General features: G+C 38.4%; 13 protein-coding genes and 1 pseudogene. 11 read left to right on the plus strand and 3 right to left on the minus strand.

Annotated features, from left to right (window positions below):
* The first annotated feature begins 6 nt into the window (after positions 1-6).
* The gene (locus NST97_RS01490) at positions 7-1,059 is read left to right on the plus strand and encodes an ABC transporter substrate-binding protein (RefSeq protein WP_144597876.1); all 1,053 of its coding nucleotides are present in this window, start codon (positions 7-9) and stop codon (positions 1,057-1,059) included.
* A gap of 53 nt (positions 1,060-1,112) precedes the next feature.
* A complete protein-coding gene (locus NST97_RS01495) occupies positions 1,113-2,462 on the plus strand; it encodes an allantoinase (protein ID WP_341342820.1) in 1,350 nt (449 codons plus the stop codon).
* Positions 2,463-2,870: 408 nt separating this feature from the next.
* Here NST97_RS01495 and NST97_RS01500 read toward each other — a convergent pair.
* The 3 genes and pseudogenes from NST97_RS01500 to NST97_RS01505 all read right to left on the minus strand — a co-directional run bounded on the left by NST97_RS01500 (position 2,871) and on the right by NST97_RS01505 (position 5,769).
* A pseudogene (locus NST97_RS01500) lies at positions 2,871-4,111 on the minus strand (MFS transporter).
* A 484-nt stretch (positions 4,112-4,595) separates the two neighbouring features.
* On the minus strand, positions 4,596-4,787 hold the full coding sequence (locus tag NST97_RS19165; RefSeq protein WP_445684587.1) for an HAD hydrolase family protein: 192 nt from the start codon (positions 4,785-4,787) through the stop codon (positions 4,596-4,598).
* Between the two features lie 40 nt (positions 4,788-4,827).
* Entirely contained in the window at positions 4,828-5,769 is a 942-nt protein-coding gene (locus NST97_RS01505; RefSeq protein ID WP_063386903.1) for a Gfo/Idh/MocA family protein, read from the minus strand.
* 245 nt (positions 5,770-6,014) lie between these two features.
* Between NST97_RS01505 and NST97_RS01510 the strand changes: the two genes are divergently transcribed.
* The 9 genes from NST97_RS01510 (at position 6,015) to NST97_RS01550 (ending at position 16,656) form a co-directional block, all read left to right on the plus strand.
* A complete protein-coding gene (locus NST97_RS01510; RefSeq protein ID WP_340881292.1) occupies positions 6,015-6,194 on the plus strand; it encodes a hypothetical protein in 180 nt (59 codons plus the stop codon).
* Positions 6,195-7,123: 929 nt separating this feature from the next.
* Positions 7,124-7,843, plus strand: coding sequence for an ABC transporter ATP-binding protein (locus tag NST97_RS01515; protein ID WP_066249014.1), 720 nt, complete (start codon positions 7,124-7,126; stop codon positions 7,841-7,843).
* Entirely contained in the window at positions 7,812-10,274 is a 2,463-nt protein-coding gene (locus NST97_RS01520) for an FtsX-like permease family protein (protein WP_341342821.1), read from the plus strand. The genes NST97_RS01515 and NST97_RS01520 overlap by 32 nt, the downstream gene beginning before the upstream one ends.
* A gap of 4 nt (positions 10,275-10,278) precedes the next feature.
* Positions 10,279-10,782: a PadR family transcriptional regulator gene (locus NST97_RS01525; RefSeq protein WP_063386906.1), complete on the plus strand. Its 504-nt coding sequence runs from the start codon at positions 10,279-10,281 to the stop codon at positions 10,780-10,782.
* 337 nt (positions 10,783-11,119) lie between these two features.
* A complete protein-coding gene (locus NST97_RS01530) occupies positions 11,120-11,329 on the plus strand; it encodes a hypothetical protein (RefSeq protein ID WP_339212506.1) in 210 nt (69 codons plus the stop codon).
* 6 nt (positions 11,330-11,335) lie between these two features.
* Entirely contained in the window at positions 11,336-11,677 is a 342-nt protein-coding gene (locus NST97_RS01535; RefSeq protein ID WP_339212509.1) for a hypothetical protein, read from the plus strand.
* 698 nt (positions 11,678-12,375) lie between these two features.
* The gene (locus tag NST97_RS01540) at positions 12,376-13,569 is read left to right on the plus strand and encodes an ISL3 family transposase (RefSeq protein ID WP_340807229.1); all 1,194 of its coding nucleotides are present in this window, start codon (positions 12,376-12,378) and stop codon (positions 13,567-13,569) included.
* Positions 13,570-15,586: 2,017 nt separating this feature from the next.
* Positions 15,587-16,003, plus strand: a complete 417-nt coding sequence (gene csx2 / locus NST97_RS01545; RefSeq protein WP_341342822.1) for a TIGR02221 family CRISPR-associated protein — start codon at positions 15,587-15,589, stop codon at positions 16,001-16,003.
* Between the two features lie 101 nt (positions 16,004-16,104).
* Positions 16,105-16,656 (plus strand): hypothetical protein, encoded by a 552-nt coding sequence (locus tag NST97_RS01550; RefSeq protein WP_445684573.1) that lies wholly within the window; start codon positions 16,105-16,107, stop codon positions 16,654-16,656.
* The last annotated feature ends 49 nt before the right edge of the window (positions 16,657-16,705 follow it).

Genomic DNA, 16,705 nt, shown 5'->3' on the forward strand with positions numbered 1-16,705 from the left:
TTATAAATGAGAAAAATTTTTCTTTTTTGCCTAGTTTTTTTGACAATGTTTGCAATCGTTGCGTGCGGTTCAAACAGTTCGACAACAACTAGTGAAAATAGTAATAAAGCGAGTGATGAACTAGAAGTGAAGGATATAACATTAGTAGGGGTAAGAGATGCGCAAATTTCTTCACAACAAATCATTGCAGATAAGTTAGGATTTTTTAAGGAAGAAGGGCTAAACGTAACAAACCAATTAATTGAAAGCGGACCAGATATTGGACCTATGATTGCTGGTGGAAGTGCTCCGGTTAGTTTACAAACAAATTTTATGGATATTATTTTAGCTTCCTCAGGCGTTAAGGTGAAAATCGTAGCTCCGCTTGCACAAATTGCAGGAACACAAGCGGTCGTAGCGGGCAAGCATGCTGAAATTAATTCTCCAAAAGATTTGGAAGGAAAATCAATAGGTATTCCTAGTGGTGCTGATGTAATGATTGCCATTCAAAATATGGCCAACGATTATAATGTTGACATAAAAAAGATAAATTTTGTGAACCTAGCTCCTAGCGATGCTTTAACTGCTCTTGAAAAAGGTGATATTGATGCAATGGCTGCTTGGGAACCGTTTATAACGAAGGCTATCAATAGCGGAGGAAAACTACTATTTAGCGGTACGGTTGACAATTTTGATGGAAAAGAAAAATCTGTTGATTGGATGAGTGTTCATACAACACTGCAAGTAACGGATGATTTCCTAAAAGAAAATCCGAATACGGTAAAAGCAATCATTAGGGCTTTAATAAAAGCTACAGATTACATTAATAAGAATAGAGAAGAAGCAATTAAAATTTTAGCGCCTGAACTTCATTTAGAAGAAAGCGAGTTAAAGGAAATTATGAATAGAAATGTTTATACAATGCAAGTCGACGATTCCTTTATGAACAAAAGCAATGGTTCTGAAGTAGGAGAATATTTATTGAGTGTAGGAAATATCAAAAATATCCCAAATAAGAAAGATTATATTGATTTTTCATTATTAGAAGAAGTTGAACCGGAACTTATGAATAACAAATAACATGAAAAAAGCACTGATGGAAAAATTTTTATTTTAAATGGAGTTTGATAAAAATGATCTACGATCTTATAGTCAAAAACGGCAGCGTTGTGTTTCATGACGAAGTGAAAAAAACAAATTTAGCTGTTAAAGACGGCATTGTTGTTGAAATTGGCGATGACATTGACGGGGAAGCCGATGTCGTTTGGGATGCGGAAGGCCATTACGTTTTTCCCGGATTGATTGATGTCCATGTTCATTTCAATGAACCGGGCAGAGAGGATTGGGAAGGTTTTTCAACAGGTTCATCTATGCTTGCAGCGGGCGGCTGTACAACGTTTTTTGATATGCCGCTGAACGGTGTCCCTTCTACAACTGATCTTGAAGCTCTTCGACAAAAAGGAAAAATAGGCGAGGAAAAGTCATTCGTTGACTTTGGATTGTGGGGCGGGCTTGTTCCGGGCAATGAAAATGATTTAGCGCCTCTTGCCGAAAAAGGAGTTGTCGGATTTAAAGCTTTCATGTCTCCGAGCGGCAATAAAGAGTTCGCAGCGGTTGATGATAATACGCTCTTGAATGGAATGAAAACGATCGCCGGCTTGCGTAAAATTTTGGCTCTTCATGCAGAAGACGGTGCAATGGTGCAATTTTTGCAGAGAGAAAAAGAGCGGCAAGAAAAATTCGGTCCGGACGATTATTTGCAATCAAGACCGATTGCTGCGGAATGGCTAGCTGTCAGAAAAGCCATTACATTTGCGGAACAGACCGGCTGTTCTTTGCATTTCGTTCATATCAGCAGTGCAGAAGCCGTTGAAGAAATCCAGCAAGCGAAGAAAAGAGGACTTGATGTCACATTGGAAACGTGCCCGCATTATCTTTTGTTTGACCATGAACATACGAAAAAGCTTGGAGCGGTTGCAAAATGCGCTCCCCCATTGCGCGAATTAAGCGACCAAAAAAAATTGGTTGATTTGTTTTTAAAAGATCAGATTGACTTTGTCGCATCCGACCATTCCCCGTCGCCATGGAGCTTGAAAGAAGATGAAACGAATTTTTTCAATGTTTGGGGAGGAATCAGCGGGGGGCAATTTACATTGATGGCGATGATCGAACTAGCGGTTCGCTATCGCATTCCTTTTCCGAAGCTGATTCATTGGACATCTGCTAGACCCGCCAAACGATTTGGATTGGACGGGAAAAAAGGGGAAATTGCAAAAGGAAAAGACGCAGATTTTGTGATTATAAGTTTAAAAGATTCCTTCACAGTCGAGAAAAACAGTTTGCTTCAAAAACACAAGCATAGTTTATATGTCAATCATACATTTCCTTGCAAAATCCTTGCGACATTTCAACGGGGGAAATTGGTATTTGACAACGGGCGCATACGGGCTTCCAAGGCTCTTGGCCAATGGCTGAAGTTATGATGGAAAGGGTAAGGGGGCTGTCTAATAAGTCGATTTTCCGGCTTATAAACGCCCCTTTAATGTTTTAGAAACGTTGATATATCAATGTTTATAATGTTTCGTTTTCAATGGATTTTGACTTTCTGGACAGCTTTTTTTTGAACGTTTTCCGTATCCTCCATTTTGCAATCATGTTCCGTGAAAAGTTTTCAAAAAATTTTTTAGCACGTTATCTGCAGCCTTAAAGGACTTGTCGGAAAACCGAAACAGGAAGTTTGGTTAGGCAAATAAAAATGTGAACAGGGGATCTGCGAATATTGAGGTTGGCCCAATAAATAAATGAATAGGTCAGTCTTACGAATTTGTTCAGCTTTTTTGCCGAGTGACAACAGGTTCGAGGTCTCCAAAAAATCGCATAGATGCCTTCTCCTAAATCGTTACCTTTTCTTTAGAAAATTCAGGAAGAAAGAAGGTGAGGATTGCTGAAATGACTAATATGATTATTGAAAAATAAAAAGCAACATTATAATTCCCGTGGTAACTGTATAGTAAACCCGGCACATAGGCTCCTAGTGCTGATCCAATTTGGTGGCTGAAAGATAGCCAACCAATGATAAAACCAACAGAGTGTTGTTTAAAGTATTGCGTGACCAACAATTGCGTAGGAGCAACAGTGGAAAAATCAACCAATCCAAAAACGATAGCGAAAATAATTAAAAGCAGAGGGTTATAGCTATAGAATAGAATAAACAACGATAATGCCCGTATAACATATAGACAGATGAGCATTTTTCGACTGCTCCAGCGATCTGCTAACACACCAGAAAATAGTATTCCTATAATATTAAAAGCAGCCAATATAGTTACTGCTGCACTAGTCGCACTTGTTGGAACTCCACACAACTGGGCATAAGGGATAAGATGTGTATCCATTAAACCTGTAGTGGTAAAACCGCAAACGCTAAATGGTAAAATCAAGAACCAAAATTGTTTTTTACGAAAGCATCCCAAATTGAAAAATCATTGAATTTACTTGGCTGTTCAGTTGTGCTTTCTTCTTGATCCATTCCGCCAATTGGCAACATACCTTTTTCATTAGGATGGTTTCGTAAAATTAACAGGACAATTGGAAACACAACAATCATTAAAAAACATCCCAAGATGATGACCGTTGCTTTCCAATTCAACCATTGAATTAATAATAGAGATCCTGGTACCAACAGCATTTGTCCGGCTCCAAACCCTGCTTCGACAATCCCTAAAGCAAATCCTTGTCTTTCATTAAACCAGTTTGTAACGACTACTGTTGCAGCCACGTTTGACGCTCCGCCAACCCCAAGTGATACAAATATGGCATATAGAATAAACAATTGCCATGGATGATGGACAAAAGCTGTTAATAGAATACTAACTGCCACCAAAAAAGTACTGACAGAAAGGATTATACGAGGCCCAAATTTATCAACTAACCTTCCTATAAATGGTTGGGAAAGTCCATAAACGATAAAGCTTAATGTCGAAATTAGCGATACTGTCCCTCTGTCCATTGAAAATTCCCTTTCCCAAGGTTCAACAAAAGCCCCGAAAGAAAGACGAACACCTTGAACAGCTAAAAGAGATAAAAACGTGACAAATAAAATCACCCAAGCATAGTGAAATCGTAACATCATTTTAGTTTAGTCTCCTAACTTCAAAATTTTAAAGATTCAATATTTTTTCTATTCTACCGAATTGGATGTTTAAGTCAAGCCATTTTTTTCAATATTTTTCTCCGTCAATCGCGACAAAAATCAGTTCATATTCCGAGATGGTGGTTATTTTACAGAAGACGGTCTCAGTGATTTGAATATGCCAACTGTCGTCTCCCCCAATCGTGCAAAAATCTCTGTTGAACCGATGCAAATCAAAGGATTGGCAAAGTTTCCCTGGAAATAATCAATCAAGCATTAAAAATGAAATGCGTATATAACACTTTTTTGGGGTTTTTATCTTCACTATGAGGAATTGCAAGTCTCCATGACCAATAATGACGTGATGCCCGTATCCGTTTTTATCTTCACTATGAGGAATTGCAAGCAAGACGAAAGAGAGAAGTTTGTTTGACGTCTGGAGGCCATTATTTATCATACAGCCAAATTGCCAATTATTTATGTTTCAAAAGAGACGTGCCAACAATGATTGAACGTGCGGAAAAGAAAATAGCGGAAAGAAAAACAGAAAGCCTCTTCTGCCTTTAAATGGGTAAAGAGGCTTTGTCTTTGTTTGTGCATTTACAATTGCTTCACGGTTTTTTTCGCTAATCATATGATCATTTGTTAAAATTGTGACGTCTAAGTCGATTGCGATTCATTTCATTAGCATTTTTCCTCTGGCGTTAGGAATTTCACTACATCGTCAACAGCTTCACAACTTGTTTTGTCCGTTCATGACTATTTATATCGGATTCAATTTTGCCGTTTTTCACGCAGTTTATAAATTCTTCTACTTCATAATACATCGTTTCAAATTTATGTTCCACGGTCAAATCTTTTATTTCACCGTTTCGATATTTGATGACAACTTTCTTCGGATCACTGATTTTGTCAATTTCAATAACACCTTTTTCTCCTTGGATTTCACTAGGGAAAAAGGAGTCTGTTATTTTGGAATACATTACGACTGCTTCAAAATTATCATAATTTAAAATCATACTTCCTTGACCGTCTGCACCGGTGGATAAGTAATAGTGATTTTTTACTATGGATTTTGGTTCGCCGACTAGATGAACAATCGGTGCTAAGCAGTATACACCCAAATCCATTTTCGAACCGTTTCCTAATTCCGGTTTAAAGGCATTTTCAATAATTCCTTCTTTATATTTATCATATCGTGAAGAATATTGATTGTAATGGAAAACAAATCGTCTGATCGGAGCGATTTCGTCAAGATGTTTTTTTAAATTTAAAAAGGTCGGTGTAACGGTTGATTTCATCGCTTCCATAAACATGGCATTGTAAGTTTTGGCCGTTTGAATGACCTCATCCATTTCTTGCACGGACGTTACTGCCGGCTTTTCGCAAAGAACGTGAATTCTATTTTTCATGGCCAAAATACTTTGTTCGGCATGGAATTTGTTGGGGGATGCAATATAAACGGCGTCAATATTGCCGCTTTGAAACATTTCTTCAAGGTTGGTGTACACGTGTTTTATCTGATATTTTTCGGCAAACATTTTTGCTTTTTCCATTGTTCTCGAATAAACAGCGCCGAGGGAGAATTCTGGGTGTGCGCTTGCAGCTTTTATAAAATGGTCGGTAATCCAGTTTGTTCCTATAATGCCAAATCTCATGACGAATCCCACCTTTATTGTTCATATTTGTACATGAATATCATATTATAACATGTTCTGCAGCAGCTTTTTTCGACTATCTGTTTTTTGAACTAACTTAAAACTCCATGTCAATAAAGACCAAAACATACTAACATAGTAAGAGCTGTCTGAAAAGTCCCGAAAAAAAGAGTAAACGACAGTTTCTTTGCCATCTGCTTTTCTGTTTTGATCGAATTTCTGAAAAAGATAAACAGGCATTCAGAGTGGGAGCAACCCAACTCGCTTGGTCAATCGGACCGACCATTACATTTATACTGGCCGTATTTTTAGTGCCCTTAGGATTGTTCGGTTCGGGATTGCCTTGGCACCGAACACGCAAGCGGGAAATTGAAAAAGAACGGTATGGAATTTTGGAAACGGAAGAAAAAGTTACGAATATTTAGAGAAGTTGCTTCACGACTTGCTTAAGCAGCTTGGTAATCCTTTGTCTCGCATCAATAACCCGTGCAAAAGTTCATTATTTGCGGTAATATGATATTGAGTCATGTTTGCATATCTCTTGGTGGTACTGTTTTTATCTGTCAAAGGGGAAGCAGCATGACTCTTTTTCTTTTTTTACACAATGATATGGACTTTACTCTTCAGCTACACATGTGTTTTTATTTTTAGTCACGATATTTTGATTATCCTCTATGACTATACTTCTGATTTTGTCTCTTCACCATTTTCTGTGATTGACACACAATCCCAGTAATGAACCTGTAGACTGTCAACTTGATTTTTTGACCGAAAATGAATTTTCACATTCGTATGAACTTAATCATATATTGAAATTATATATACTAGATATATATTATTTTAGCCTTTAAAATAACTTTCAATAATGATTTTACAATAAATCCGCTTGTTTATAATATATACTTAGTATATAATGAGTGTATAAAAGCAGATGAAATAATTGAGGTAGTGTCAAAAGTCCTTGAAAACTCAGTAGATGTTCATAGTTATTTCCATTAATTAGGTGGAAATGCCATGCAATTACTATTGGCAAAAGCGCCAATAGTTTTGACATTGACGTCAAGGGCAAAGGGAACAGAAAAGCATGCCAAAAAGTTTTTAAAACCATTGTCGAATTCAGAGTTCACTTCATCTGTGGAGGGTTTTAAGGGCTAACCTAAACCAAAAGGTAGGTCATTTGTTCTATCAGCCATTAAGACGATTACACACTATTTTCGGTGCTGGTGGCATACAGAAAATCGGAGGGAGCGTCGCGCTGTGGACAATTGATAGAGCGAGGCACTGACGATAATGAAATATAGTGATTTTATATGAAAATTTTTGACAATACGAATAATAGAATGGAGCGAACGCTATGATTAAAGTTAGCAATCTCACTAAAGAATTTTTGCAGGGGCAAGAGAGAACACGGGTGTTGAAAGGCGTCGATTTGAATATTAAAAAAGGCGAATTCGTAGCAATAATGGGACCCAGTGGCTCCGGAAAAAGCACTTTGCTGCAGCTGATGGGAGGCCTTGACGTACCGACCGCTGGAGATATACAAATTGACGGGAAATATTTAAATAAGATGAGCGAAAAAGAAAGAACGATATTCAGAAGACAAAAACTGGGGTTCGTTTTTCAAAATTATCAACTGCTTCCGACTTTAACTGTAGAAGAAAATATTGCGTTTCCACTTCATGCCGACGGCAAACTGACAAAGGAGAAGAGTCGGGTGATCCAAGAATTGATTCAGGCGGTAGGATTGGAAGGACTTCATCGCAAACGCGCCAACTTGCTCAGTGGCGGTCAGCAGCAGCGTGTTGCTATCGCCAGGGCACTCGTAAATAGCCCGACTGTTTTATTAGCGGATGAACCGACAGGGAATTTGGACAGAGCGAATGCAGAAGAAATTCTGCGGCTATTGACAGTCTTCCATCGTGAAAACAGACAAACGATCGTGATGGTTACTCATGATATTTTTGCAGCCGGATTTGCGGACCGGATTATTCTTTTCAGGGACGGAGGCATCGATCAGGTGGTATCGAGGGAGGAGGGCGACTATGCTAAATATTTGGCGAATTTCATGGCGTAATATCACTCATAACAAAAAGCGTTTTTTCTTTACCTTGTTTGCGATTATACTGGGAACATCTTTTATCACCGCTATGCTGGTAGCCGATAGAACAACTAGAGACGTTTTTAATTACTACACAGATATGTATGTAGCCAATGCAGATTATTGGGTTTTAAGCGATAAGCATACTTATCCGGAAAAAATGATTGAGCCTGTTCAAGATGATCCCGATGTTACGAATATGCTGCTTGTTCTCCAAAAGCAAGCGTTCTTTGAACTTGAAGACGATCACTCTTTAAGTCAAAGATCTGTACGAATTATCGGAGTCAGTGACCAAAACAGCCCGTTACTGGTTCTTCCTGTGATTAAAGGCAGTTTGGATAATAAAGGGGTCATATTGCCGAAAACTGTTGCAACCCTTTTAGGAAAAAAGGTTGGGGATACGGTTCGGTTTGAAGGTTTGGGAGAGGCAAAAGTTTCTGCTATTGTTGAGTATACGCAGCTGCTTGCAAGTCCTAGTGATTGGGACAGTGCTGAATCAACTAGTTTTCGGGTTTTAGTTCCACTCGATATGTTAAGAGAATGGACAGGCAAACATGATGAGATTTCTTATATGCGGTTTCAGGTCAACGGCGATGGCAAGGACCTCTTTCATTCCTTACAGCAGCAGTTCCGTGGGTCAGGTGTGTTCATACAGCCTGTTGTAGCAGATGACCTTCAGAACAACGATATTAGCGGCCTCTATACCTTCTTTTATATTGTTGCCGGTTTATCGATGTTAGTCAGCGGTTTTATTGTCTTTAACACAATTTATACAAGCGTGATCGAAAGAAAAAAAGAATTTGCTATAATGAAAAGCTTCGGCTACACACAACGTTCTGTGTCTAAGCTTGTGCTCATTGAAATCGTACTTTTGTCATTGATCGGTACAGTCATCGGTGTTCCTCTTGGTATATGGCTCGGTGATCTGTTTATGCAGGAACTGCTCAGCATGCTCCAATTTGATATAGTTTATACTTTAAATTGGAGATTGCCGGCGATTATGGCGGTGATTGTTGGAGTGCTGTTCCCCGTTCTGTTTTCGCTTTTCCCTATTTATCATGCAGGCAAAACATCGATTTTATTGACGTTAAAAATGGCCAGCCAATCGAAGGAATCATCAAGACCTCTGCTGATTAGAGCTGTAGTTGGCTTGGTGCTTCTATGCTTTGTGTTTATCGACCACTCTGTAACTTATGCAGCCGTTTTGGCAGGTGTCATTCTTTTGTTTCCTTTGTTGTTGGCCGGTTTAAGCAGAATTATAAAGCCTGTTTTAAATTTTCTTTTTCATTATGCGGGGAGTTTGGCTGCCAAAAGCCTCTTTCAACAAATCAATCGAAATGCAAATACGGCCGCGATACTCGGCATCGGAATTTCGGTTATTTTATTGCTAGGTGCGGTGGTGGAATCAGCTCCGGAAGGATATGAACAAGAAATCAGGAATACGTATGGGGGAGATATGAGACTTACGTCTGAAGCGCCTTGGTCTACAGAAGATATAACGAAACTGCGTTCTTATGATGGAGTTCTAGGCGTTGAGCCATTAATGGAAGCGACCCCGATTACGTGGGAAACGGTTGACGGCGTAAGCAGACAATTTTCTGTTTTTGCCGTAAGTGAAGATGGTCCGTCGTTATTTGCCGATCAACATGAGGAAAAACTGTATAACCGGTTAAAACAGCAAAATGCTGTGCTTCTTGGTGAACGCGCATTTGATGAATGGGGCGGGGAGATCGGGCAGAGCATTCGGATGAATACGCCAAATGGTGAACAATCTTATGAGGTGGTTGGAGTTGTCAAAACATCGCATTATTCCGGTTATGTCGCGTTTATGGATGAGGAACGTCTCAAGGAGGAATTTGGATGGACAAAAGGCTTTGATTTGCTGCTTACTGTTGACAACGAAGCGACCAGTTCCATCCGAGATCGGGTATGGTCTGATTTCCGCGATCATCTGTCAAAGGTTCAAACGGTTGAAGATGAAATTGAGTCCACTACTTCAACAATTTCCGGTATGAATGAACTGATCTTGATGTTGCTGTTTATGATCATCGGGTTAGCCAGTATCGGCACAGCCAACACCCTTTTGATGAACACGCTGGAACGCGTTTTCGAGATCGGAACGATGCGTGCTCTTGGGTTTACTAAACAACAGGTTAGAAATATGATTATCGCCGAAGGCTTGCTCGTTGGGTTATCCGGAGTTATCGGAGGAATAGCAGCTGGGTTGATCTTAATCTATGTAACAAGTCAGTCAGAACTCATGGACGGATTTATGTCTTTCCGGCTGCCATATAGCAATATGATAATGGCAGTGATATCCGGTGTTGTGTTGAGTCTATGCGCCGCTTGGATGGCAAGCCAAAGTGCCAGCAAAATAGATATCCAATCATCACTGAAAGAAGGTTGACAACTTGTCAGTTAAATATGGAATTTTGACATTGTTATACCAAAAAAAACATCATGGATACGAATTGAAATTAGAATTGGATTCCCTTTTTGGCATTAAAGGCAAAATTAATCCCGGTCAGATCTATACTACGCTTGATCGCCTGATTCGTGATCAACTTGTCTCGTCCGCAGGAATGGACGATCAGGAAAGAAAATTATACGAGTTAACACCAAAAGGTAAAGATGAGTTGGAAAAATGGTTGCTGGAACCGGTGCCATACACCACGACAAAAGAAGATTTTTTCTTTAAATGGAGCTGTGCCCGCAAAATTAATTTTGCTCAGGAAAAGAAAATGCTTGAACAGCAAAAAGCGGTGGTGATTAAAGAAGTGATGGAATTGACCAAATTAAAAACAGAGCTGCTCCTTCAAGGTGACGAAAGCAAATATTTATTGATCACCGGTATTTTATTGCATTTAGAGGCGGATTTAAACTGGATAAATCAAGTTGAAAATCGAATCCATTAAAAGCTGCCAAGTTCAAAGAAAAGTGCGGGCCAGCATAAATAGAATGAAAGGAGAATGGGCTTAGGATTGCGATTCTGGCATATCATTGGGAACTGTTTATCGTAGCGGAAGTGTTGTCAGTCATCTTTCGATATTTTTTAGAAAACCAAAACTCAGTATTTTGCTGAAAGCTGAAGCTCGGCTCGGGTTGTATGTATATCTGCAAATAGGTGAGATTTCAACGTTTCTCATTGTTATTACTATATTTGTCATTTATGCTTGTACTTTTGGAATATCCGATTTTATCAGGCTAGATCAATAAAAATCGGTCAGCTGCGCGGTGTTGAGCTGTTAACAGATGAAGAAATATGAAAAGATAAGACAAAACCGTGATGCGAAATATATCGAAAAAAATCGTATATCCTCGCTCATTCACCTGGTGTTATTCGTTGTGATTCCAGCAATATTTTGGTCTATGGGGACGGACGAAACACTTAATAATGAAAATATGAAAGAAGAAAGTAAAAAGACCCCGGCTGGGGCTGCTCCTGTCAAAGAAGATTTCTAGGAGTATATGGATGAAGCAGTACAAATTCATTACTTAAATTTGGCGAAAAATCCTGGTGCTTACAAAAATAAAAAGGTTGTATTCACAGGAAAAGTTATTCAAATTATTGAACATGGGAACAACATTACTTTTAAAGTGAACGTCGATAAAAGTATAGACGGCGTTTGGAAAAATGCGATAGTCGTGAATTACCGAAATGCAAACAAAAAAAGCCATCTGCTTGAAAATGAAATGATTACTTTTTGGGGAACCGTCAAGGGATTAAAAACTTATCAGTCTTCGGGAAAACAAGTAACAATCCCTGAAGTGTACGCAAAGTATATAACGATAATGGGGAATGAAAAATAAGTAACTGAAGCGAACTCGCTATCGAACAGTTTCATGTACGAGGATGTGGAATTAAAAGAACCTTACCGGAGCTATCTAAGCAGGTGATAGGTAATGAAAGCCAAGTGTTATGTTCATCAATTTTAAATTCATCGTAACGCTTTCTATTAATTCTAAGTCACTTATGATCGTGTACAATTTTAAACCGTTGACTCGGAACAGTATATCCGTCCCGAGTTTTTCTTTATATTCTAAAAACTTAAGCTCTATTTTTTGTACTGTGAAAGCTAATTCTTTAGATTCAAATCGCTCTTCTTCACACTGCCATATGGATGGTGATCTTGACGTATAGTGGAAATTTCATTGAACATGGCACGATTGATGTCAGAAGCTAACAAGCCAGACCTTGATTGTTTTTCAGAAGCATTTTCCGTACTCCTTTTTAGCATGAGCAATATGAACGGCGACTAATGATCAGCTCATCGTGTTACTCCGAATCTACTTAACACCTCTTATTTGTTTGATATGCCAATTTCCCCATTATCCACGCAAGCCTTTTTTTAGCCCTCAACAATTTCCTATGAATCATTCAAAAATGTATAACATAAAAAATATGGATTCTTCACCACATTTTGTGATTTAACCCAAAAAATAAGGAAAACACTCACGAATTCCTGGCAATAATGTTAGCGTCACTTAACATAACAGGAGGTTCTAAAGTGTTTTCCGTATCACTAGATTTGCCAGAATTTGAAGTTGTTAAACAAGTGTTTCTTGAAGATTGCAGTTTGTTACATGTTGAGAAAAATACTACAGAAGAACGCTGTTCTTACTGCGGTTTTTTTTCTAGTCATGCCCATGACTGGCGGACAAGAAAGGTTCGTGACTTGTCCGTATTAGGTAAGCCCCTTTTCTTGTTTGTCAGAGTGTATAGATACCGTTGTCACAACTGTAATGAGGTATTTTCACAAACATTTGAATCTATCTGTCCTAATAAGCATCAGACCAATCGGTACAGAGAATATCTGTACGAAATGTGCATTGGCTCTACTATCCAAGAAGTGAGTCGAAAGGAAAAAATACCTTATACAACCGTTGAAAGAATATTTTATTCCGTTGCTAAAGAAAAAGAGAAGGAGCATTTAGAAACTCTTGAAAGTGTTTTAGAAAACGATGCATTAATCCTTAGCCTTGATGAGATCGCTGTCCGAAAGGGTCACCGATATGAAACAGTTCTTATGGATACCCAAACCGGGAGTGTGCTTGGTATGGAACATCAACGGAGTTATCATTCAACTCAGATCTTACTTGCCAAGAAGATTCTGTCTAATAAATGTGTTCATACCGTTGTTATGGATATGTGGGATCCCTTCCATAAAGCTGTTAAATCTATATTCCCAGAGGCCTGTATCGTCATTGATAAATATCATGTGGTGCAAAAGGTGACACATGCACTTGACCAAGTTAGAAAGAAAACTCCTGGACTAAAAAAGGGACGGTTTAAACTCTTGAAAGGTTCTGAAAAGTTAACGGCTAATGAAAAACAACAATTAGACGAGATGCTCAAAGAGCATTCAGAATTGTCATATGCCTATTTTCTAAAAGAACTCTTTAGAAAAATATACCAAGTGAATGACTATGATACAGCTGATTCACTCTTAGAAGAATGGATTCAACTCGCATGGAGCAGCCCATTTCCTTCATTTCATCAAGTAGCCAAGACGATAGAAAATTGGAAGGCACAAATTTTACAATATTTTCTTACCCCTTTTACGAATGGCCGGATTGAAGGTACAAACCATAAGAGTAAGAACATCAAAAGACGTGCTTTTGGCTTCAGAAACCTTGAAAGATTTCGGCTACGTGTATTTTTGGAATGTACAGGTAAAACTTATAAAAATCAGGTTGCTTAACCATGCCCTTCATCAGCTTTCCGCATTGTAGTTGGTAGAATGGAATCCGTCAAGGAAAGCGCTTGACCTCTTCCATTCTACCCACTTAGTGGTCTGCAAGCTGACGAAGGAGCTACTCTAGATTGAGTATCAATCTTGCTAACTTATTGCCGGAATTGTGTGAACATCACAGAATATGGTGATGAGACAAAATATGTAATTAATTTAAAAAATGTAGAAATTTCAATAATAATGCAGGAATTTGTTAGGAAAGGTGGAATAGTAATATGTATCTATTTTTATCTATTAAATTTAGATCCTGAATCCGTGATTAAAATCGCACTAACTAACCTTGTTATAATAGGTTTAGGCATCCTTTTGGATCCATGAAATCTCTTCACCAGGTAGGTGCATTATGACAATGGTAAAATTTATACTAGAAGACTCTGATGAAACCCTATCCACTCATTCAGGGTTAGGTTTAATTGGTTTACTTTTCTCGAAAACCAAACTATCCAAGCACTTTTCAAACTTAAAAGTTACTAACATAAAATCTTCACCTTCTATGACGAATGGAGAGGTGATGACTTCCTATATCGGTATTCTCTGTCAAAGTAAAGAAGATATCGAGACATTTCGAGATTCCCCATTCGTCCATCGTGTACTAGGCGTGCAATCTGTTCTCACCAGTGTAACTTTACGACAACTCTTAGATCAAACAGCGAAAGTAGGTGGACGGCAGTCCATTATATTAAAATACCTGTCTCGTTGCTTAAACAGTTTGATTCCCCTGTTGTGCCAAACTTGCCTATCTTGGACAAGAAAGGGATGTCGTCAACGTTAAATTATGTGATGGAAAAAAGCACATTCAAAGACCACAGATACCTTCCTCTAAGAATCTATTTACTTTTCAAAACAACTGACAGACATTCCATTTCTTGTTCGTTTGTATGGTGGAAATGATAGCATCTACTCTTTAAAAGAGTGTAAAAAAGAAAACGTCCATCATATTATGAAACGAAACCCACGACGTGAAAAACCTGAAACATGGCTATCGATTGTCGAGCAAATCGGGAAACAAGTTCCTACGCGTGATGGGAAACGTATCTTTTATAGCTCTGTTCCCGTAACAGACAAAGGAATGAAGAAGTCTCTTCGGCAAGCTAACAAAGTTGTGGAACGAACGATTGATAAAATCATCTAAATCCTTTACGCTCCTGATATTAATTACTGGACCTATGGAGATTGAGCCAGAGGAAATCATGGATCTCTATCATGCATATGGAACATGTGGACAATTTCATAGTGAGTTGAAAACAGACATAGATTTAGAACGGTGACCGTCTGGTAAGTTTTCGACAAATGAATTGATCTTGCTTGGTTATTTTCAGTTCATTGGGCAAGAAAGCTTTAAGTTACATGATGCAACTGTGAAAAAGAACGTTTTTCGTCGAAGAGCGACAACCGTTATTCAAAATCTAATACTGCTTAAATCTAAAATGGTTTGGTATTCGCGAAGGTTGTATTTGAATTTTGGAAATAACAGCCCATATTATCCTACTTTCAAAAGAATATACGGAGCCGTTTTACACTCTTTAGTAGAGATGAACAGAATAACGAAACTTCAAACCTACCAAAAAGACCGAAACAGTTGTACAACAAATACAAAAAATTTATTAAAATGAATAAAGATAAACGCCATGTCACGGATTCAGGTTAGACGTTAAGAAAACTATGAAAAAACTAAAAAAAACGAGGTGGGGAAAAATGCCTAGTAAACGGTTGTAGACGTTTTTGGGACTTTCGGAGTATCAACCTTGTTATTACACGTATGAAAATAAACGTTCAACGTATACGCGTTTTGTGCAAACCGCTATCTATGAGTTAATGAAAGATGACGGCGATATGGAGGTGGTGGTTTTTTAACCAAGAAAGCAAAAGAAAAGAATTGGGAAGATTCAAAAAACAAAAAAGGAGAACCTCTTGAGGGTTTGTCTTCTGCTTTTCGACGAATTGCCCTCAGGCTAAAGTCCGAATTGTGGAAATAGAAAGTTCGCAAGATGAAGCAGTGAGATGGCGGCTTTTTGATGCAGTACTTCAAGAAATTCATGAAGGAGATGAAATTTATTTTGATATCACCCACAGCTTCCGTTCAATTCCGTTCATTGTTCTCATCGTTTTGAATTATGCTCGGTTAGTGAAAAATGCAACGATCGGCAAGATCGTTTATGGTATCTTTGAACAATTGGGTTCACCGCAAGAAGTAGAAAAAATGCCACCGGAACAGCGTCTTGTGCCGATTGTTGACGTTACGAACATGGTGACGCTTTTAGATTGGATGAACGGAGTGGACAGCTTTTTGCGGGCTGGGGATACGTCTTTAATTCTGCAATTAACAATGAATCAAGCATCACCGATTTTAGAAGAAACAAAAGGCAGAGATGAAGAAGCTTAAAAAATGAAAATGCTTTCCAAACATTTGCATGAGTTTTCTCAAAATATGGCAACATGCCGTGGAAAAAAATTCCCGAAAGCATTAGGCGCTTGAGAGAAACGTTGGATGACGTTAGAGGGTTGGAAATCGAAAAGTTTAAGCCGTTGGGTGTATTGTTGGATAAAATTCACGACAAAATTTCCGAATTTGAAGGTCAAAACATCATTATGGATACGTTCGTAGCAACGAAATGGTGCGCGGAACATCAGTTAGTGCAACAAGCGTTTACGTTGCTTCAAGAAAATATGTTAACGGCAGTTTGTTTGGCTAATGGCTTGGATCCCCATGATAAAGAAAAACGAAATATGGTCAGCAGTTGCATCAATATTGTTTCTAAAAAAATAGATCAAAGTCAATGGCATGTTGGCAGCAAGGAACCGACTGAAAGCCAACGAAAAGAAATGGAAGGAATTGTTTCGTTTCTTGAACAATATGTGGAACATATAAAGAAGCTCGATCTCATTAACCAACGCCGAAATAATATCAATCATGCTGAGATGGCACATAAAGAAGATATTCATTATGATCAGTTAAGCAAGGAGTTAACGGACCTTATAGATAATTTGGCTCCGTTTTTTGATGAAATGAACGTGTTAGCCCGACAAAAGCTCTAAAACGCCATCGTTGATGGTGTTTTTTTATACACAAAGGGAGGTCGTTGTT

Source organism: Aeribacillus sp. FSL K6-1305, from assembly GCF_038050115.1.
GTDB lineage: Bacteria > Bacillota > Bacilli > Bacillales > Aeribacillaceae > Aeribacillus > Aeribacillus composti.

Coding starts and splice junctions, on each gene's coding strand:
- NST97_RS01490 (WP_144597876.1), top strand. CDS start 7: ATGAGAAAAATTTTTCTTTTTTGCCTAGTTTTTTTGACAATGTTTGCA.
- NST97_RS01495 (WP_341342820.1), top strand. CDS start 1,113: ATGATCTACGATCTTATAGTCAAAAACGGCAGCGTTGTGTTTCATGAC.
- NST97_RS01505 (WP_063386903.1), bottom strand. CDS start 5,769: ATGAGATTTGGCATTATAGGAACAAACTGGATTACCGACCATTTTATA.
- NST97_RS01515 (WP_066249014.1), top strand. CDS start 7,124: ATGATTAAAGTTAGCAATCTCACTAAAGAATTTTTGCAGGGGCAAGAG.
- NST97_RS01520 (WP_341342821.1), top strand. CDS start 7,812: ATGCTAAATATTTGGCGAATTTCATGGCGTAATATCACTCATAACAAA.
- NST97_RS01530 (WP_339212506.1), top strand. CDS start 11,120: ATGAAGAAATATGAAAAGATAAGACAAAACCGTGATGCGAAATATATC.
- NST97_RS01535 (WP_339212509.1), top strand. CDS start 11,336: ATGGATGAAGCAGTACAAATTCATTACTTAAATTTGGCGAAAAATCCT.